Genomic DNA, 15281 nt, shown 5'->3' on the forward strand with positions numbered 1-15281 from the left:
CGCGGGTCGGCATCGGCACTGGTGCGACGTGGTTTCAAACCGGTTTGAACGACTGCCGCTAGAATCGGTTCGACCGTCCGCCGTTGTCAAGCGGGCCAGGGAGGGAGTCCGGTGTCCGCTCGACCCACGATCAAGGACGTCGCGGCCCGGGCCGGGGTGTCGAAGGGCATGGTGTCCCTCGCCCTGCGGGGGGCGCCGGGGCCCAGCGCCGAGACGGCTGCCCGCGTGCTGCGGGCGGCCGCCGACCTCGGGTACCGCGCCGATCGCGCGGCGAGCAGCCTCGCGCTGCGGCGCACCCGCCTGCTCGGGATCACCGTGGCCGTCCGCAACGCCTTCCACGCCGAGCTCGTCGAGGAGCTGCAGGACGCCGCGGAGGAGGCCGGCTACGACGTCGTGCTCGCCGCGGTGACCCGCACGCGGGGGGAGCGGGCGGCGGTCGAGACCCTGCTGGACTCCCGCTGCGAGGCGCTGCTGCTGCTCGGGCCGGAACTGCCCGGTGCGGAGCTGGCGGAGCTGCGGCGACGCGTCCCCGTCGTGGTCCTGGGACGGCGGCCGCGCCTCGCGGACCCCGGGTCGCCGGGGCCCGACGTCGTGCGCGCCTCCGACGAGGTCGGGACGCGGCTGCTGGTCGAGCACCTGGTCGACCTGGGTCACCGGGACCTGCTGCACGTCTCGGGCGGCGCGGGGGACATCGCCGCCGACCGCCGCGCCGGGTTCGAGGCCGCCGTCGCGGCCGCCGGGGTGCGCGGGCGGGTCGTGGAGGGGGCCTTCGACGAGGAGGGCGGGGCGGCCGCCACCCGGCGGGTCCTGGGTGGGGGGTGGACGGGGACGGCGGTGGTGGCCGCCAGCGACCGGATCGCGCTCGGCGTCCTCGACGTCCTCCTGCGGGAGGGGATCGCGGTCCCCGGGCGGGTGTCGGTGACCGGCTACGACGACAGCCTCCTGGCCCGGTTGGGGCACGTGCGGCTGACGTCGGTGAGTCAGGACGCGGCCGGGCAGGCGGCGTGCGCGGTGCGGGCGGCCGTGCGGCGCCTGGACGGCGAGGACGATCCGGGCCCCGCCGACGTCGTCCTCGTCCCGCGGCTGGTGGTGCGGGACACGACCGGTCCAGTCATGTCAAAATGACAGGACAAATTACCCGGAGGTTCTCGTGCCCCTGCTCCGCTTCGACCTCGTCGCCGGCCGTCGCCCCGACGAGGTCGCCACCCTGCTCGACGCCGCCCACACCGCCGTGGTCGAGGCGTTCGGCGTCCCCGACGGCGACCGGTACCAGGTCGTCCACCAGCACCCCGAGGGCGAACTCGTCGTCCACGACACCGGCCTCGGCATCGAGCGCACCCGCGACGTCATCGTGCTGCAGGTGACCAGCCGCCCCCGCCCGCGCGCGCAGAAGGAGGCGTTCTACCGCCTGCTCGTCGAGCAGCTGCGCACCCGCTGCGGGACCGCACCCTCCGACGTCGTCGTCTCGGTCGTGGAGAACTCCGACGCCGACTGGTCCTTCGGCCACGGCCGCGCCCAGTTCCTCACCGGGGAGCTCTGAGCCGGCGCGGCGGGACGCGGCGGCGCTGGTCCCCGGGGGCGGTCGTGTGCCACGCTGACAGGCAGCACAACTGAACACACGGCCGCTTCCCCCGGGCGGGAGAGCCCCACCGGTCCCACCGGTGGGCACCGAAGGAGCAACCACCCCGGAACCTCTCAGGTCCACGTACCGCCACGGGCAGGCCGCTCTGGAGAGCAGGACCCCTGGGTCCTCACCGACGGGGAAAGCCCTGCCCCGCAGGGTGAAGCTCTCAGGTTCCGCGACAGAGGGGGTCCAGCACGCGACCGCACCGCGCGGTCGCGACGAGAGGAGCCCCGTGAACACCCAGGTCAGCAGCGCGACGGTCAGCCCGACGAGCACGCCCCTCGCCGACGTCCACGCGGCGCTCGGCGCCTCCTTCACCGACTTCGCCGGCTGGCAGATGCCGCTGCGCTACGCCTCCGACCTCGCCGAGCACAAGGCCGTCCGCGAGCGCGCCGGGGTCTTCGACCTCTCGCACATGGGGGAGATCCGGGTCACCGGCCCCGAGGCGGGAGCGGCGCTGGACGCGGCCCTCGTCGGGCGGGCCTCGACCATGCCGATCGGCCGGGCGGCCTACGGGATGCTCGTCGACCACGAGGGCGGGATCGTCGACGACCTCGTGACCTACCGCCTCGGCGAGCAGGAGTTCCTCGTCGTCGCCAACGCCGCGAACGTCGAACCCGTCGTCGTGGCCATCGCCGACCGGTGTCGCCCCTTCGACGTCCACGTCGCCGACGAGACCGCCCGCTGGGCCCTCGTCGCGGTGCAGGGGCCGGCGTCGGTGGCGATCCTCGGACCCCTCGTGGACGTCGACCTCGACGCGCTCGGCTACTACCGCAGCGCGTCCGCCACCCTGCGCGACGTCCCCGTGCTGCTCGCGCGCACCGGGTACACCGGGGAGGACGGTTTCGAGGTGTTCGCCCCGGTCGAGCACGCGGTCACCGTCTGGGACGCGCTGCTGTCCGCGGCCCGGGAGCACGGTGGGGTCCCCGCCGGGCTGGCCTGCCGGGACACCCTGCGCCTGGAGGCGGGGATGCCGCTCTACGGCCACGAACTGACCCGCGAGACCAGCCCGTTCGCCGCCGGCCTCGGCCGTGTCGTGAAGCTGGACAAGGACCCGGGACCGGTCGGGCTCGAGGCGCTGCGACGACTCGCCGAGGTCGCACCCGCCCGGGTGCTGGTCGGCCTGAAGGGATCGGGGCGCCGGGCTCCCCGTGCCGGGTACGCCGTCGTCTCCGACGGGAACCCGGTCGGGGAGGTCACCAGCGGCGCGTTGTCGCCCACGCTCGGCTACCCCGTCGCGATGGCCTACGTCGACGCCGCGCTCTCCGCCCCCGGCACCGCGCTGGCCGTCGACGTCCGCGGTTCCGAACTGCCCGTCGAGGTCGTCGCACTGCCCTTCTACCGTCGGGAGCGCTGACGCGTGAGCGCTCCGCTGTCCGTCTTCGACATGTTCTCCATCGGCATCGGCCCGTCGAGCTCGCACACCGTCGGCCCGATGCGCGCCGCCCTCGCCTTCGCCGAGCACCTCGAGGGAACCGCCGCGCTGGAACGGGTCGTCTCCGTCACCGTCGACCTCTACGGATCGCTGGGGGCCACCGGCCGCGGACACGGCACCGACCGGGCCGTCGTCCTGGGACTGCTCGGTGAACGGCCCGAACTCATCGATCCCGACGCCGTGGGAGGGCTCCTCGACGAGATCCGGCGCAGCGGTCGACTGCGGGTCCTCGGCCGGCACCCGGTGGGTTTCGACCTCGACGGCGACGTCCGCCTGATCGGCCGGACCTCGCTGCCCGCCCACCCCAACGGCATGGTGTTCACGGCCCGCGACGCCGCCGGTGACGTCGTCGCCGAACGCACGTCGTACTCCGTCGGCGGGGGTTTCGTCCGCGACCACCCGCTGGACGCGAGCGAACCCGTCGTGGGGACCGGGGCGGGGTTGCCGCACGGTTTCCGCAGCGCCCAGGAACTCCTCGACCACTGCCGCTCGACCGGCCTCGGGGTCGCGGACCTGGTGCGCCGCAACGAGGAGAGCCTCCGCTCCGGGAACGACGTGGACTCCGGGCTGCTGGACATCTTCGCCGCCATGGCGGCCTGCGTCGACCACGGCCTCGTCACCGACGGAACCCTCCCCGGCGGGCTCGGCGTCCGCCGCCGCGCCCCGCGCCTGCACCGCGAACTCCTCTCCGAGGAGGGGAACACCGCCGCCGACGTCCTGCACGCGATGGACTGGGTCAGCCTCTTCGCGCTCGCGGTGAACGAGGAGAACGCCGCCGGCGGCCGGGTCGTCACGGCCCCGACGAACGGCGCCGCGGGCATCGTGCCTGCCGTGCTGCACTTCTACCGGCGCTTCGTCCGCGGCGCCGACGACGCCGGGACGGTCCGGTTCCTGCTGGCGGCCGGGGGGATCGGGATCATCCTCAAGGAGACGGGTTCCATCTCCGGCGCCGAGGTCGGCTGCCAGGGCGAGGTGGGTTCGGCCAGCGCGATGGCCGCGGCCGGTCTCGCCGAGGTCCTCGGGGGAACTCCCGAACAGGTGGAGAACGCCGCCGAGATCGCCGTCGAGCACCACCTGGGCCTCACCTGCGACCCCGTCGGCGGGCTCGTCCAGATCCCCTGCATCGAACGCAACGCCGTCGGCGCGACCACCGCGATCCACGCGGCCCGCACCGCGATGCGCGGTGACGGCAGCCACGTCGTGAGCCTGGACACCGCGATCGCGACGATGCGCCAGACCGGCGCGCACATGCGCTCGGAGTACAAGGAGACCTCCCTCGGCGGTCTCGCCCTCACCGTCATCGGCCGCCCCACCGTCGGGGTCAACGTCCCCGAGTGCTGACCCCCGGGTCCGGCGCGGAGCGGCGGACGTGGCGGTCGACGGCCTCGGCGAAGGCGGTGACGGCCTTGCGCGCGGGACGTTCGGGGGAGGGACGCGAGGTCGCCAGCGACAACGTCCAGCTCAGCGGCTCACCCGCGAGGGGCTGCTCGTGGCAGCCGGCCCCGACGGGGACCGAACCCGGTACGAACGCCGGGCCGAGACCGGCGGCGACGTAGCGGGGGAACGTCGAGACGTCCGGCACCTCCAGGACCACCCGTCGCGTCGCGCCGACCCGCGCGAACAGCGTGTCGACCTGCAGGCGGTTCGCGAAACCCGGCGGGCCGTCGATCCAGCGGTCCCCCGCGAGGTCCGCCAGTTCCACCGGGGCCGAGGAGGCCAGCGGGTGCCCGGGGGGCAGCAGCAACCGGAAGGCGCTCCGGTCGAGGTGGCGCAGCACGACGCTCGCCGGCGGCCGGAACGGCCAGGACAGGAACGCGACGTCCAGCTCGCCGTCGACGAGAGCGCGCAGCAGACCCCGCGAACCGTCGGCGAAGACCCGCATCGACACCGACACCCGGGGGTTCGCCGTCGTGAACCGCTGCAGCAGCGGGGGCAGGTCCACCGGGTGCATCGTCGTGACGACGCCCACGACCAGCGGCCCGGAGGGTCCACCGTCGGCGTCGAGCACCGCCGAGCGCGCCTCGGAGACCCCGGCGAGCACCCGTCGGGCCTCCGGCAGCAGGGCCCGGCCCGCGTCGGTGACGACGGCGCGGCGTGAGGTGCGGACGAACAGGGCGACGCCCAGGTCCTCCTCCAGCGCCCGCACGACGGTGCTCACCGCGGACTGCGCCGCCCCCAGCCGCCGGGCGGCCGCGCTGATCGTCCCCGCCTCGACGACGGCGAGGAACACCTCCAGCTGACGCAGCTCCACCGCACTCCCATCCCGCTCCATACCGCTCTTCCATCACCGATCCCGATGGATGGTCCCACCGCCCAGCGTTGGAACGGAAGGCTTGATGCGGGCCGGTGCTTGCACGGTCCATGGGATCGAACCGCCGGCACCGTCTCGGCTTCTGGATCGTCGCCTCCGCCTTCGCGACCGCGCTGGCCTTCGCCACCGTGCCGACCCCGCTGTGGGCCCTCTACCGCCAACGCGACGGGCTGCCCACGGTCGTGGTGACCGTCGCCTTCGCGGTCTACGCGGCCGGCGTCGCCATCGCCCTCTTCACCGTCGGGCACCTCTCCGACCACCTGGGCCGGCGTCGCGTCCTCGCCCCCGCCCTCGTGCTCGAGGCCGTCGCCGCGCTCGCCCTCGCGCTCACCCCGAACCTCGCCGTCCTCATCGTCGCCCGCATCGTGACCGGGCTCGCCGTCGGTGCGCTGACCCCCACCGCCACCGCGTACCTCGCCGAGCTCCACGGCCGGACCGCCTCCCGCAGGCCGGGGCTCGGCGCCGTCGTCGCCACCGCCGCCAACCTCGGCGGCCTCGGCCTCGGGGCTCTCGTCGCCGGGTTGCTCGTCGGCCACCTCGGGGACCCGCTGCGGGTCCCGCACGAGGTCTTCCTCGTCCTGCTGCTGCTCGCCGCAGCGGCCGTCGCGCTGCTCGTCCCCGAGACCGTCGATCGCGAGCACCGGCCCTACCGCGTCCAGCGGATCGCCGTCCCGGCCGCCGCCCGGGGCCGCTACCTCGCCGCCGCCCTCGCCGCCTTCGCGCTCTTCGCCGTCCTGGGACTCTTCACCTCCCTCGCCCCCGCCGTCCTGGCCTCCCTCGGGCACCCCGGCCCGGTGACCGGCGGGGCGAGCACCTTCGCCGTCCTCGCGGCGGCGGCGCTCAGCCAGGTCCTCCTCGTCCGCCTGCGCGCCACCCACCAGGTGCGGATCGGGCTGGCCCTCACCGCCCTCGGCGTCGTCGGTCTCGGGGCCGGGGTGGTGCTCGGGCTCGTCGCGGTGTTCCTCGGCGGCGCGGTCGTGGCGGGGGCGGGCGTCGGCGTCCTGCTCAAGGGCTCGCTCACGACGGCGACCTCGCTGGCCCCCGCGGGGGCCAGCGGTGAGGCGGCCGCCGGCATCTTCCTGGCCGGCTACCTCGGGATGGCCGTCCCGGCGCTCGCCGTCGGGTTCAGCAGTTCCGCCGGGGTCGCCTACGACGTCTCGGTCCCCGTCCTCGCCGTCGTCGTGCTCGCCCTCCTGGGCACCGTCGCGGTGGCCCTGCGCCGCAACCCCGCGCCCGACTCCGAACCCGGCTCGGAGCTTGCTGACAGCGGCCCCGCCCAGGTGTCTACTGGTGGCGGCGACGACCGGCAGGAGGTCGCCGCCGGCCCTCGGTGAGGAGGTCCACGTGCGCACCACGAGAACCGCTGCCCCGGACCGTCTCGAGGTCGAGCACCCTCCCCACCCGCACCCCGGCCTGGCCGTCGCGCTGCTCGGGCTGGCCCTGGTCGTCGCCGTCGTCGTGGCGGTGGTCGTCGTCCTCCTCGTCCGCGCCGCCGACGGCGGAGTGCCCGCAGCACCCGGTCTGCCGGGTCTGCCGGGCCACGTCCCGCAGCCGGTCCCCGGCCCGGTGGTCCGCGCCTGACCTGGAACGCTCGACCTGGGACGATGACGCGATGCCCACCCGTCGCCGCACCGACCCCGCCGAAGGCCTCGCCGCCGTCCGCGCCGTGGAGGACCTCTGGGAACGGGGCGAGGAGCCCGCCCGGCCGGTGCTGGCCACCGCCGTGCGGTACTCGCTGGAGGAGCTCGCCGCCCGCTACCCCGGGGGGAGCGTCGAGGTGCGCGTGCCGCCGTTCGCGGCGGTGCAGGTCATCGAGGGCCCGCGACACACCCGGGGGACCCCGCCGGCCGTCGTGGAGATGGACGCCACGACCTGGATCGAGCTCGCGACGGGCCGGACGGAGTTCGACGCGGCCCGGACCGCGGGGCGCGTCCAGGCCAGCGGCAACCGCGCCGACCTCGGCGAACTGCTGCCGCTCGTCCCACCGCGTACCGTTCTCCCGTGAGCGAGCAGGCCCAGACCCCGTCCCCCGGCGACGCGCCGGGGGAGACCCCTCAGGTGTCCCCCGAGGTGTCGCCGGAGCGCGAGGGCACCGCGTTCGTGCAGGTCACCCGTCGTCGGGCGCCCCGGTTCCGCGCCTTCGTCGTCACCGGACTGGTGCTCGCCTTCGTCGTCGCCGCGATCGTCGCGGCCGTGACCCCGGCACGCGACGGCTACTCCCAACGCGCCCTCTTCGGGTACCTGTTCTGCGCGCTGGCCCTGTTCGGGGTCCTGCTGGGGGGTCTGGTGGCCGTGCTCGTGGACCGCCGCACCGGGACCCGGCCCGCCCCCCGCGTGCGGCGCGGCCGCCGTCGTTGACGTCGGTCCCCGGCGCAGTCGTCGACGTCGGTCCCCGACGCAGGGGTGTGACACACTTCGAGCGTGGCCCGCGGTGACGGACGTCTGAACCACGACCTGCTTCCCGGCGAGAAAGGACCTCAGGACGCTTGCGGCGTCTTCGGGGTCTGGGCTCCCGGTGAGGAAGTCTCCAAACTGACCTTCTACGGTCTCTACGCCCTGCAGCACCGGGGGCAGGAGGCGGCTGGCATCGCCGTGAGCAACGGCGAGCAGATCCTCGTCTTCAAGGACACCGGTCTGGTGTCCCAGGTCTTCGACGAGTCCGCGCTGGAGTCCCTCCAGGGGCACATCGCGGTCGGTCACGCCCGCTACTCCACGACCGGTGGCGGCGGGTGGCAGAACGCCCAGCCCACCCTCGGCGACACCGCCGGCGGGACCGTGGCGCTCGCGCACAACGGCAACCTCACGAACCTGTTCGCGCTGCGCGACCTGCAGGCCGAGCGCTACCCGAACTCCGCCCGTCCCGTGCTGCCCGGACGGCCCTCGCCCAGCGAGCTGGCCCGCGGCAACACCACGGACACCGCGATCCTCACGGCCCTCTTCGCCGGGGACCCCGACCACACGCTCGAAGCGACGGCTGCCGAGGTCCTGCCGCACGTGCAGGGCGCCTTCAGCCTCGTCTTCATGGACGAGCACACCCTCTACGCCGCCCGGGACCCCCAGGGCATCCGCCCGCTGGTCCTGGGGCGCCTGGACCGCGGCTGGGTCGTGGCCTCGGAGATCCCCGCGCTGGACATCGTCGGCGCGAGCTTCGTCCGCGAGATCGAACCCGGCGAGCTCATCGCCATCGACGCGGACGGCCTGCGCAGCACCCGCTTCGCCGAGGCCAAGCCCAAGGGCTGCGTCTTCGAGTACGTCTACCTGGCCCGCCCGGACACCGCCATCAACGGCAAGGTCGTCCAGGAGGCCCGCGTCGAGATGGGCCGGGTCCTCGCCCGCGAGCACCCCGTCGAGGCCGACCTCGTCATCCCCACCCCGGAGTCCGGGACGCCCGCCGCCATCGGCTACGCCGAGGAGTCCGGCATCCCCTACGGACAGGGGATGGTGAAGAACTCCTACGTGGGCCGCACCTTCATCCAGCCCAACCAGACGATCCGCCAGCTCGGGATCCGGTTGAAGCTGAACCCGCTCAAGCACGTCGTGGCGGGCAAGCGCCTCGTCGTCGTGGACGACTCGATCGTCCGCGGCAACACCCAGCGCGCCCTGATCCGGATGCTGCGCGAGGCCGGCGCCGCGGAGATCCACGTCCGGATCTCCTCCCCGCCGGTGAAGTGGCCGTGCTTCTACGGCATCGACTTCGCGACCCGGGCCGAGCTGATCGCCAACGGCCTCTCCGTCGAGGACATCGCCCAGAGCATCGGGGCCGACTCGCTCGGTTACATCTCGACCGAGGGCATGATCGAGGCGACCGAGCAGCCCGTCGAGCGGCTCTGCACCGCCTGCTTCTCCGGCGAGTACCCCGTCCCGCTGAACGACCTCGACCGCCTCGGCGAGCACGCGATGGACAAGCCGCGCATCCCGATCACACCGGTCTCCCGGTCCGAACCCGCCCAGGGGGCCCAGCAGTGAGTGCGACGACGACACCGGCGACGACACCCGCGGGGACGACGTACGCGGACGCGGGGGTCGACGTCGTCGCGGGGGACCGCGCCGTCGAGCTCATGAAGGCGTCCGTCGCCCGGACCCAGGGGCCCGAGGTCGTCGGCGGCTTCGGCGGCTTCGCCGGCCTCTACGACGTGTCGGTGCTCAAGGACTACCGCCGCCCGCTGCTGGCCACCAGCACCGACGGGGTCGGCACCAAGGTCGCGATCGCGCAGGCGCTCGACCGGCACGACACCATCGGCTCCGACCTCGTCGGCATGGTCGTCGACGACATCGTCGTCTGCGGTGCGACGCCGCTGTTCATGACCGACTACATCGCGTGCGGACGGGTCGTCCCCGAGCGGATGGCCGCGATCGTCGCCGGCATCGCCCGCGGCTGCGAGGAGGCGGGCGTGGCGCTGATCGGCGGCGAGACCGCCGAGCACCCCGGTCTCCTCGGGCCGGAGGAGTACGACGTCGCCGGAGCGGTCACGGGGGTCGTCGAGGCCGACGAGCTGCTGGGCGCGGAACGCGTCGAGGTCGGCGACGTCCTCGTCGCGATGGCCAGCTCCGGGCTGCACTCCAACGGGTACTCGCTGGTCCGCCGCGTCTTCGCCGACGCCGGGTGGGCCTACGACCGGCACGTGGAGGAGTTCGGCCGCACCCTGGGCGAGGAGCTCCTCGTCCCGACCCGGATCTACGCCCGGCCCGCGCTGGCCACGTTGGCCTCCGGTGGCGTGCACGCCATGAGCCACGTGACCGGTGGGGGCCTCGCGGCCAACCTGGCGCGTTGCCTCCCGGCGGACGTGACGGCCGTGGTGGACCGCACGACCTGGACCCCGGGTGCGGTGTTCAGCCTGGTCCGCGACCTCGGCCGGGTGCCGACGGACGACCTCGAGCGCACCCTGAACCTGGGCGTGGGCATGCTGGCCGTCGTGCGTCCCGACAGCGTCGACGCCGTGGTGGCCACCCTGGAACAGGCCGGCATCCCGGCGTGGGTGTGCGGTGAGGTGCGTGGACGCACCGAGGCGGACGGCCCCAGCAACGGCAAGGGCATCGCAGGAGGCGTGACCCTCCTCCAGGGCCGGCACCAGGGTTGGTGACGGCGGTGGAGGCGGGACACGCCCCGTGCGATGCCTCGGTCGTGCGTGCTGCGGTAGACCCGTAGCCTCCGAGCCGGTCAGGCTCGGCGCTTGGACGTCCACTCGTCGTGGTCGTCCGTCGCGGTGTACTTCGACCAGTCCTCGGCTTCGTCCTCCGAGTCGTCGTCCTCTACCACGTCAGACTCCGGCGCCTTCTGGGGCTCTGGTCGCCCGAGTTGGCGGTACGGGTCGGGCCCGTGAAGCTCACGTTGCAGAGCGTTGTAGTCGGTGTCGGGACTGAAGTACTTCAGCTCCCGAGCGACCTTCGTCTGCTTGGCCTTCTGACGGCCGCGCCCCATGGCGTCGACCCCCTCGCGCGTCGGCCGGGGCAGACAGTGCTGACCCCGGAGCAGCTGTCATCTCTCCGTGGCTCCAACGGTACATGTTCGCGAGACCTTCCGGCATCCCGGTCGCCACCTGGACACCCCGGACGGCCCACGAGCGTGTCCCGCGCGGCTGCCGCGCATGCTGTTAGCTGTGCCCATGACCAGCGTCGGAGGCGGAACGGACCGCCGTGTCGTGGCCGGGATCGACTCCTCGACCCAGTCCTGCAAGGTCGTCGTCCGCGACGCCGGAACGGGCGAGTTGCTGCGGATCGGGCGGGCCAAGCACCCCGACGGCACCGAGATCGACCCCGCACGCTGGTGGCAGGCCCTCGAGGAGGCCGTCGCCGACGCCGGCGGCCTCGACGACGTGGACGCGCTCGCCGTCGGCGCCCAGCAGCACGGCTCGGTGCTGCTCGACGAGAGCGGCGAGGTCGTGCGGCCCGCGCTGCTCTGGAACGACGGGCGCTCCGCGCCCGCGGCCGAGGCGCTGACCGCCGAGCTGGGCGGCCCGAAGGCCTGGGCCGACCAGGTCGGCAGCGTCCTGGTGGCCTCGCTGACGATCACCAAGCTGCGCTGGATCGCCGAGCACGAGCCCGAGAACGTGGCCCGCACCGCCGCGGTCTGCCTCCCGCACGACTGGCTGACCTGGAAGTTGGCCGGCGGTCAGGGGGCGCGGCTGGTGACGGATCGCGGGGACGCGTCCGGGACGGGCTACTGGTCACCCGCCGAGGGGGGCTACCGCACGGACCTGCTGCAGTCCGCCTTCGGCGCCTCGCCGGACCTGCCGGACGTCCTGGGGCCGGCGGAGTCCGCGGGCGCCAGCGCCAGCGCCAGCGCTCTCTCCCGGGGTGCCCTGATCGGGCCGGGGACCGGGGACAACATGGCCGCCGCCCTCGGGGTGGGGGCCCGGGTCGGTGACGTCGTCGTGTCGATCGGGACGTCCGGCGTCGTCAGCGTCGTCAGCGACGTCGCGACCCACGACCCGAGCGGTCTGGTCGCCGGGTTCGCCGACGCGAGTGGTCGCTACCTGCCGCTGGTCTGCACCCTCAACGCCGCACGCGTCCTGGACGCCGCCGCCCGGATGCTGGGGGTCGACCACGACGAGCTGTCCCGGCTGGCGCTCTCGGCCCCCGCCGGCAGCGGGGGACTCGTCTTCGTGCCCTACCTGGAGGGGGAGCGGACCCCGGTGAAGCCGGACTCCACCGGCGCGCTGCACGGACTCACGCTGTCGACCTCGACCCCCGCGCACGTGGCCCGTGCCACCGTCGAGGGACTGCTCTGCGGCCTCGCCGACGGCCTGGACGCCCTGGTCGCCCAGGGGGTCGAGATCGGGCGCGTCGTGCTCGTCGGCGGCGGGGCGCGCTCGGAGGCCGTGCGGCGCCTGGCTCCCGCGGTGCTGGCCCGTCCCGTCGTCGTCCCCGAACCGGGGGAGTACGTCGCCGACGGTGCCGCGCGGCAGGCGGCGTGGGTCCTCTCCGGTGCAGAGGCCCCACCGGACTGGACGCTGAACGCGTCGCAGACCTTCGAGGCCGACCCGACCCCCCACGTGCGGGAGCGCTACGCGCAGGTGCGCGACCTGACGGCGGACCGGATCTGACGTCGAGGTCTGACGCCGCCGCCCTCAGGCGTGCGGACCGGTGCCGTGGATCCCGGGCAGGTCGATGCTGCGACCGGCACGCTTGTCCTCGTACATGCGCGTCTCCGCCTCCGCCAGCACGGCCTCCGTGGTGCGGGTGAGGTCGTCGGCGGCCCAGCCGACCGAGAGCCGCACGTGGACGCCGGCCTGCACCACGGCGATGCTCCGGCGCAACCGGTGGGCGAGGGCCTCGACGTGGGCCGAGGGCACCGCCTCGACCAGGACCACGAACTCGTCCCCACCGAGACGGGCGACGGTGTCGCTCGGGCGGACCTCCGCGGCCAGCCGGCGGGCGACCTCGACGAGCAGGGCGTCCCCGGCCCGGTGCCCGAGCCCGTCGTTGACCTCCTTCAGCCCGTCGACGTCGCACAGGAGGACGAACGTGGCCAGGGCGGGGTCGGCCTGCACCCGGGAGCGGGAACGGCCCCAGCGGTCCGCCAGGAGCGCGCGGTCGGGCAGCCCGGTGAGGTGGTCGTGGCTCGCGCGGTGCCCGAGCTCCCGTTCTACCGCCAGCCGGTGCGAGACGTCCCAGGCCGCCACCACGAGGTGGTTGGCGGCGCGGGCCCGGGCGACGAGCTCGAGGCGCACCTCGGGACGTGCGGCGGGCCGCAGCCGCAGCGGCCCGGAACGCTGCCCCGGCTCTCGCACGGCACTCAGCGCGGCGCGGGCGCGGGGGCGGTCGGCAGCCAGGACGAGGTCCAGGGCGTCGGTGCCGACGAGGGCGCGCGGGTCGATCAGGACGAACTCCGCGAGCCCCGGCGAGGCCCACTGCACGGTGCTGCCGAGCAGGAGGGCGGTGGCGGGTGCTCCGGCGGCCAGTGCGCGCCAGTCGGGACTCGCCCCGTGGGGGGTCACGACCCGGCGCTGCCGACCCGTCCCGCGAGGCCGTCGCCCACGCCCGCCAGGACGGCGGCGGCTGCGGACGTCGTCAGCACGGCCGGCCACGGGCCCAGGCGCTGGGACAGCGGGTGCGAGACGCCCACGAGACCGACCGTGCCCAGGGTCAGGGCGGCGGCGAGGACGGGGGAGCGCTTCGCCCAGCGGGGGAGGGCGAGGCCCAGACCGGCCGCGAGCGCGACCCCGGCGAGCGCGCGGTTCCCCGTCGTGCGTCCGAGGACGTACCCCCCGAGGACGGCGGGGCCGATGAGGGCGGGACTCGGGATCGCAGGCACGCCAGGAGGTTAACGGCCGGACCTCGGTGCAGTGCGGGGTGGGGCTGGAGGCCGGCTGGGAACGACGAAGGCCCCGACGCGGGTGCGTCAGGGCCTTCGAGAGGTTCTTTCCAGGTGGCCAGGAGCGGGGTCGAACCGCTGACCTTCCGATTTTCAGTCGGACGCTCTACCAACTGAGCTACCTGGCCGTGCCGGGTCGGTGAACCGACACGACGAGCGACCCCGACGGGACTCGAACCCGCGACCTCCGCCGTGACAGGGCGGCGCGCTAACCAACTGCGCTACGGGGCCTCAGAAGAGACCTTGTCTTGCTGTCGTGCTTGCTTGCAGAGAAGACCTTACCCGATGTCGGCCGGTGGTCGTGACCACCGTTCGGCACCACCTGACGGCAGGGCTGCTGCGTACCCCCAACGGGATTCGAACCCGTGCTACCGCCTTGAAAGGGCGGCGTCCTAGGCCACTAAACGATGAGGGCGTGGCGCTGCGGCGCGAGGCCGGAGCGCGTCCAGCATAAGGGACGTCACCGGATGCTGCTGACGGGTGCTCAGGCGGCCGTGTCCGTCCCCGCGACCGACAACCGGGGCGAGGCGAGCCGGGGCCGGGTACCCCGGGCGATCGCGCGGGTCACCGCCACCGGGTCGGTGTGCAGCAGGTCCTGCACGGCTTCCTCCACCGCGCCGTGCGTGGCGGGGTGCCCGGAGGAGGCGCCCTCGCCGAGCCGGTCCAGGGCCGGCGCGATCGTCACCCCGTCCTCGAACAGGTCGATCACCCGCGGGTCCACGTAGCTGCTGCGGGCCACGCTCGGGGTGTTCCCGAGGTACTCCGACACCTCCGCGCAGGCGCGGGTCACGGCGCGCCGACGGGCCGTCGGTGTTCCCGCGACGGGGGCGGACACCGCGAGGGCGACGGCGGCGAGGACGGTCGCGTGCCAGGTCCGGAAGTCCTTCGCCGTGACGTCGGGACCGATCGTCTCGCGCAGGAAGTCGTTGACGTCCTCGGCGGTCACGTCGTGCCAGCGTCGGCCCTGCTTCCACACCAGCAGGTCCTCCCCGCCGCCGCGGCGGCGCTTCAGCGAGCGCACCACGTCGCGCACGGCCGGATCGCTGACCACGAGCGCGCGGTCCTTCCCCGACTTCGCGACGTAGCGGAACTCCAGCTCGTCGCCGTGCTGGCGCACGTGGTGGCGCTGCAACGTGGCGAGGCCGTACGAGCCGTTCTCCTCGGCGTAGGCGTCACCGCCGACCCGGAAGAAGCCGAGGTCCAGCAGCCGGAACGCCGCCGCCAGGACCCGCTCCCGGGGCAGGCCGTCGAGCTGCAGGAGCCCCTCGACCCGTTCCCGCGCCGCGGGGAGACGGGCCGCGACCCGCAGCACCCGCTCGTGCTTGTCGCGGTCCTGCCGGCGTCGCCACTCCTCGTGGTAGCGGTACTGGCGCCGGCCCCGGTCGTCGGTGCCGACCGCCTGCAGGTGCCCGTTGGGGAACGGGCAGATCCAGACGTCGGTGTAGGCGGGCGGGATCGCGAGGTGGGAGATCCGGGCGATGACGTCGGGATCGACGATGCGTCCACCCGAGGTGTCGAAGTAGGTCCAGCCCTTCCCGCGACGTCGCCGGGAGAAGCCGGGGGAGGAGACCGAGACGCGGCGCAGGCGAGGCACCTG

16 protein-coding genes, 3 tRNA genes and 1 riboswitch are annotated in these 15281 nt (G+C 74.3%); of the genes, 11 read left to right on the plus strand and 8 right to left on the minus strand.

Annotated elements, in window-relative coordinates:
- The first annotated feature begins 111 nt into the window (after positions 1-111).
- The 4 genes from ACFQ46_RS17205 (at position 112) to ACFQ46_RS17220 (ending at position 4400) form a co-directional block, all read left to right on the plus strand.
- Entirely contained in the window at positions 112-1125 is a 1014-nt protein-coding gene (locus ACFQ46_RS17205; RefSeq protein ID WP_380260596.1) for a LacI family DNA-binding transcriptional regulator, read from the plus strand.
- Positions 1126-1150: 25 nt separating this feature from the next.
- Complete coding sequence (locus ACFQ46_RS17210; RefSeq protein WP_380260597.1) at positions 1151-1540, plus strand: tautomerase family protein; 390 nt, start codon at positions 1151-1153, stop codon at positions 1538-1540.
- Positions 1541-1717: 177 nt separating this feature from the next.
- Positions 1718-1816: riboswitch (glycine riboswitch) on the plus strand.
- 40 nt (positions 1817-1856) lie between these two features.
- Positions 1857-2981, plus strand: a complete 1125-nt coding sequence (gene gcvT / locus ACFQ46_RS17215; RefSeq protein WP_380260598.1) for a glycine cleavage system aminomethyltransferase GcvT — start codon at positions 1857-1859, stop codon at positions 2979-2981.
- Between the two features lie 30 nt (positions 2982-3011).
- On the plus strand, positions 3012-4400 hold the full coding sequence (locus ACFQ46_RS17220) for an L-serine ammonia-lyase (RefSeq protein ID WP_380260974.1): 1389 nt from the start codon (positions 3012-3014) through the stop codon (positions 4398-4400).
- On the opposite strand, the gene ACFQ46_RS17225 is transcribed toward ACFQ46_RS17220, so the two are convergent.
- A complete protein-coding gene (locus ACFQ46_RS17225; protein ID WP_380260599.1) occupies positions 4381-5310 on the minus strand; it encodes a LysR family transcriptional regulator in 930 nt (309 codons plus the stop codon). The genes ACFQ46_RS17220 and ACFQ46_RS17225 overlap by 20 nt on opposite strands.
- Before the next feature lie 110 nt (positions 5311-5420).
- On the opposite strand from ACFQ46_RS17225, the gene ACFQ46_RS17230 reads away from it, so the two are divergent.
- The 6 genes from ACFQ46_RS17230 to purM all read left to right on the plus strand — a co-directional run bounded on the left by ACFQ46_RS17230 (position 5421) and on the right by purM (position 10451).
- The gene (locus ACFQ46_RS17230) at positions 5421-6704 is read left to right on the plus strand and encodes an MFS transporter (protein WP_380260600.1); all 1284 of its coding nucleotides are present in this window, start codon (positions 5421-5423) and stop codon (positions 6702-6704) included.
- A gap of 10 nt (positions 6705-6714) precedes the next feature.
- The gene (locus tag ACFQ46_RS17235; RefSeq protein ID WP_380260601.1) at positions 6715-6951 is read left to right on the plus strand and encodes a hypothetical protein; all 237 of its coding nucleotides are present in this window, start codon (positions 6715-6717) and stop codon (positions 6949-6951) included.
- Between the two features lie 31 nt (positions 6952-6982).
- A complete protein-coding gene (locus ACFQ46_RS17240) occupies positions 6983-7375 on the plus strand; it encodes a sterol carrier family protein (RefSeq protein ID WP_380260602.1) in 393 nt (130 codons plus the stop codon).
- Positions 7372-7728, plus strand: a complete 357-nt coding sequence (locus ACFQ46_RS17245; RefSeq protein WP_328293040.1) for a hypothetical protein — start codon at positions 7372-7374, stop codon at positions 7726-7728. The genes ACFQ46_RS17240 and ACFQ46_RS17245 overlap by 4 nt, the downstream gene beginning before the upstream one ends.
- A 63-nt stretch (positions 7729-7791) precedes the next feature.
- Positions 7792-9336: an amidophosphoribosyltransferase gene (gene purF, locus ACFQ46_RS17250; protein WP_380160696.1), complete on the plus strand. Its 1545-nt coding sequence runs from the start codon at positions 7792-7794 to the stop codon at positions 9334-9336.
- Positions 9333-10451, plus strand: coding sequence for a phosphoribosylformylglycinamidine cyclo-ligase (gene purM / locus ACFQ46_RS17255; protein WP_380260603.1), 1119 nt, complete (start codon positions 9333-9335; stop codon positions 10449-10451). Before purF ends, purM begins: the two co-directional genes overlap by 4 nt.
- A 77-nt stretch (positions 10452-10528) precedes the next feature.
- Here the strand turns inward: purM and ACFQ46_RS17260 are convergent, their stop codons facing one another.
- Positions 10529-10789, minus strand: coding sequence for a DUF3073 domain-containing protein (locus ACFQ46_RS17260; RefSeq protein WP_328293037.1), 261 nt, complete (start codon positions 10787-10789; stop codon positions 10529-10531).
- A gap of 184 nt (positions 10790-10973) precedes the next feature.
- On the opposite strand from ACFQ46_RS17260, the gene xylB reads away from it, so the two are divergent.
- Positions 10974-12413: a xylulokinase gene (xylB, locus tag ACFQ46_RS17265; protein ID WP_380260604.1), complete on the plus strand. Its 1440-nt coding sequence runs from the start codon at positions 10974-10976 to the stop codon at positions 12411-12413.
- A gap of 24 nt (positions 12414-12437) precedes the next feature.
- Here the strand turns inward: xylB and ACFQ46_RS17270 are convergent, their stop codons facing one another.
- The 6 genes from ACFQ46_RS17270 to ACFQ46_RS17295 form a co-directional block, all read right to left on the minus strand.
- A complete protein-coding gene (locus tag ACFQ46_RS17270) occupies positions 12438-13307 on the minus strand; it encodes a GGDEF domain-containing protein (protein ID WP_380260605.1) in 870 nt (289 codons plus the stop codon).
- On the minus strand, positions 13304-13624 hold the full coding sequence (locus ACFQ46_RS17275; protein ID WP_380260606.1) for a hypothetical protein: 321 nt from the start codon (positions 13622-13624) through the stop codon (positions 13304-13306). The genes ACFQ46_RS17270 and ACFQ46_RS17275 overlap by 4 nt, the downstream gene beginning before the upstream one ends.
- A gap of 115 nt (positions 13625-13739) precedes the next feature.
- Positions 13740-13812 (minus strand) — tRNA-Phe (locus tag ACFQ46_RS17280).
- Between the two features lie 29 nt (positions 13813-13841).
- Positions 13842-13915 (minus strand) — tRNA-Asp (locus ACFQ46_RS17285).
- 111 nt (positions 13916-14026) lie between these two features.
- Positions 14027-14099: transfer RNA gene (locus ACFQ46_RS17290), tRNA-Glu, on the minus strand.
- A 69-nt stretch (positions 14100-14168) separates the two neighbouring features.
- Positions 14169-15278: a DNA topoisomerase IB gene (locus tag ACFQ46_RS17295; RefSeq protein ID WP_380260607.1), complete on the minus strand. Its 1110-nt coding sequence runs from the start codon at positions 15276-15278 to the stop codon at positions 14169-14171.
- Positions 15279-15281 lie beyond the last annotated feature (3 nt).

The sequence above is a fragment of the Kineococcus sp. GCM10028916 genome (assembly GCF_042674865.1).
GTDB lineage: Bacteria > Actinomycetota > Actinomycetes > Actinomycetales > Kineococcaceae > Kineococcus.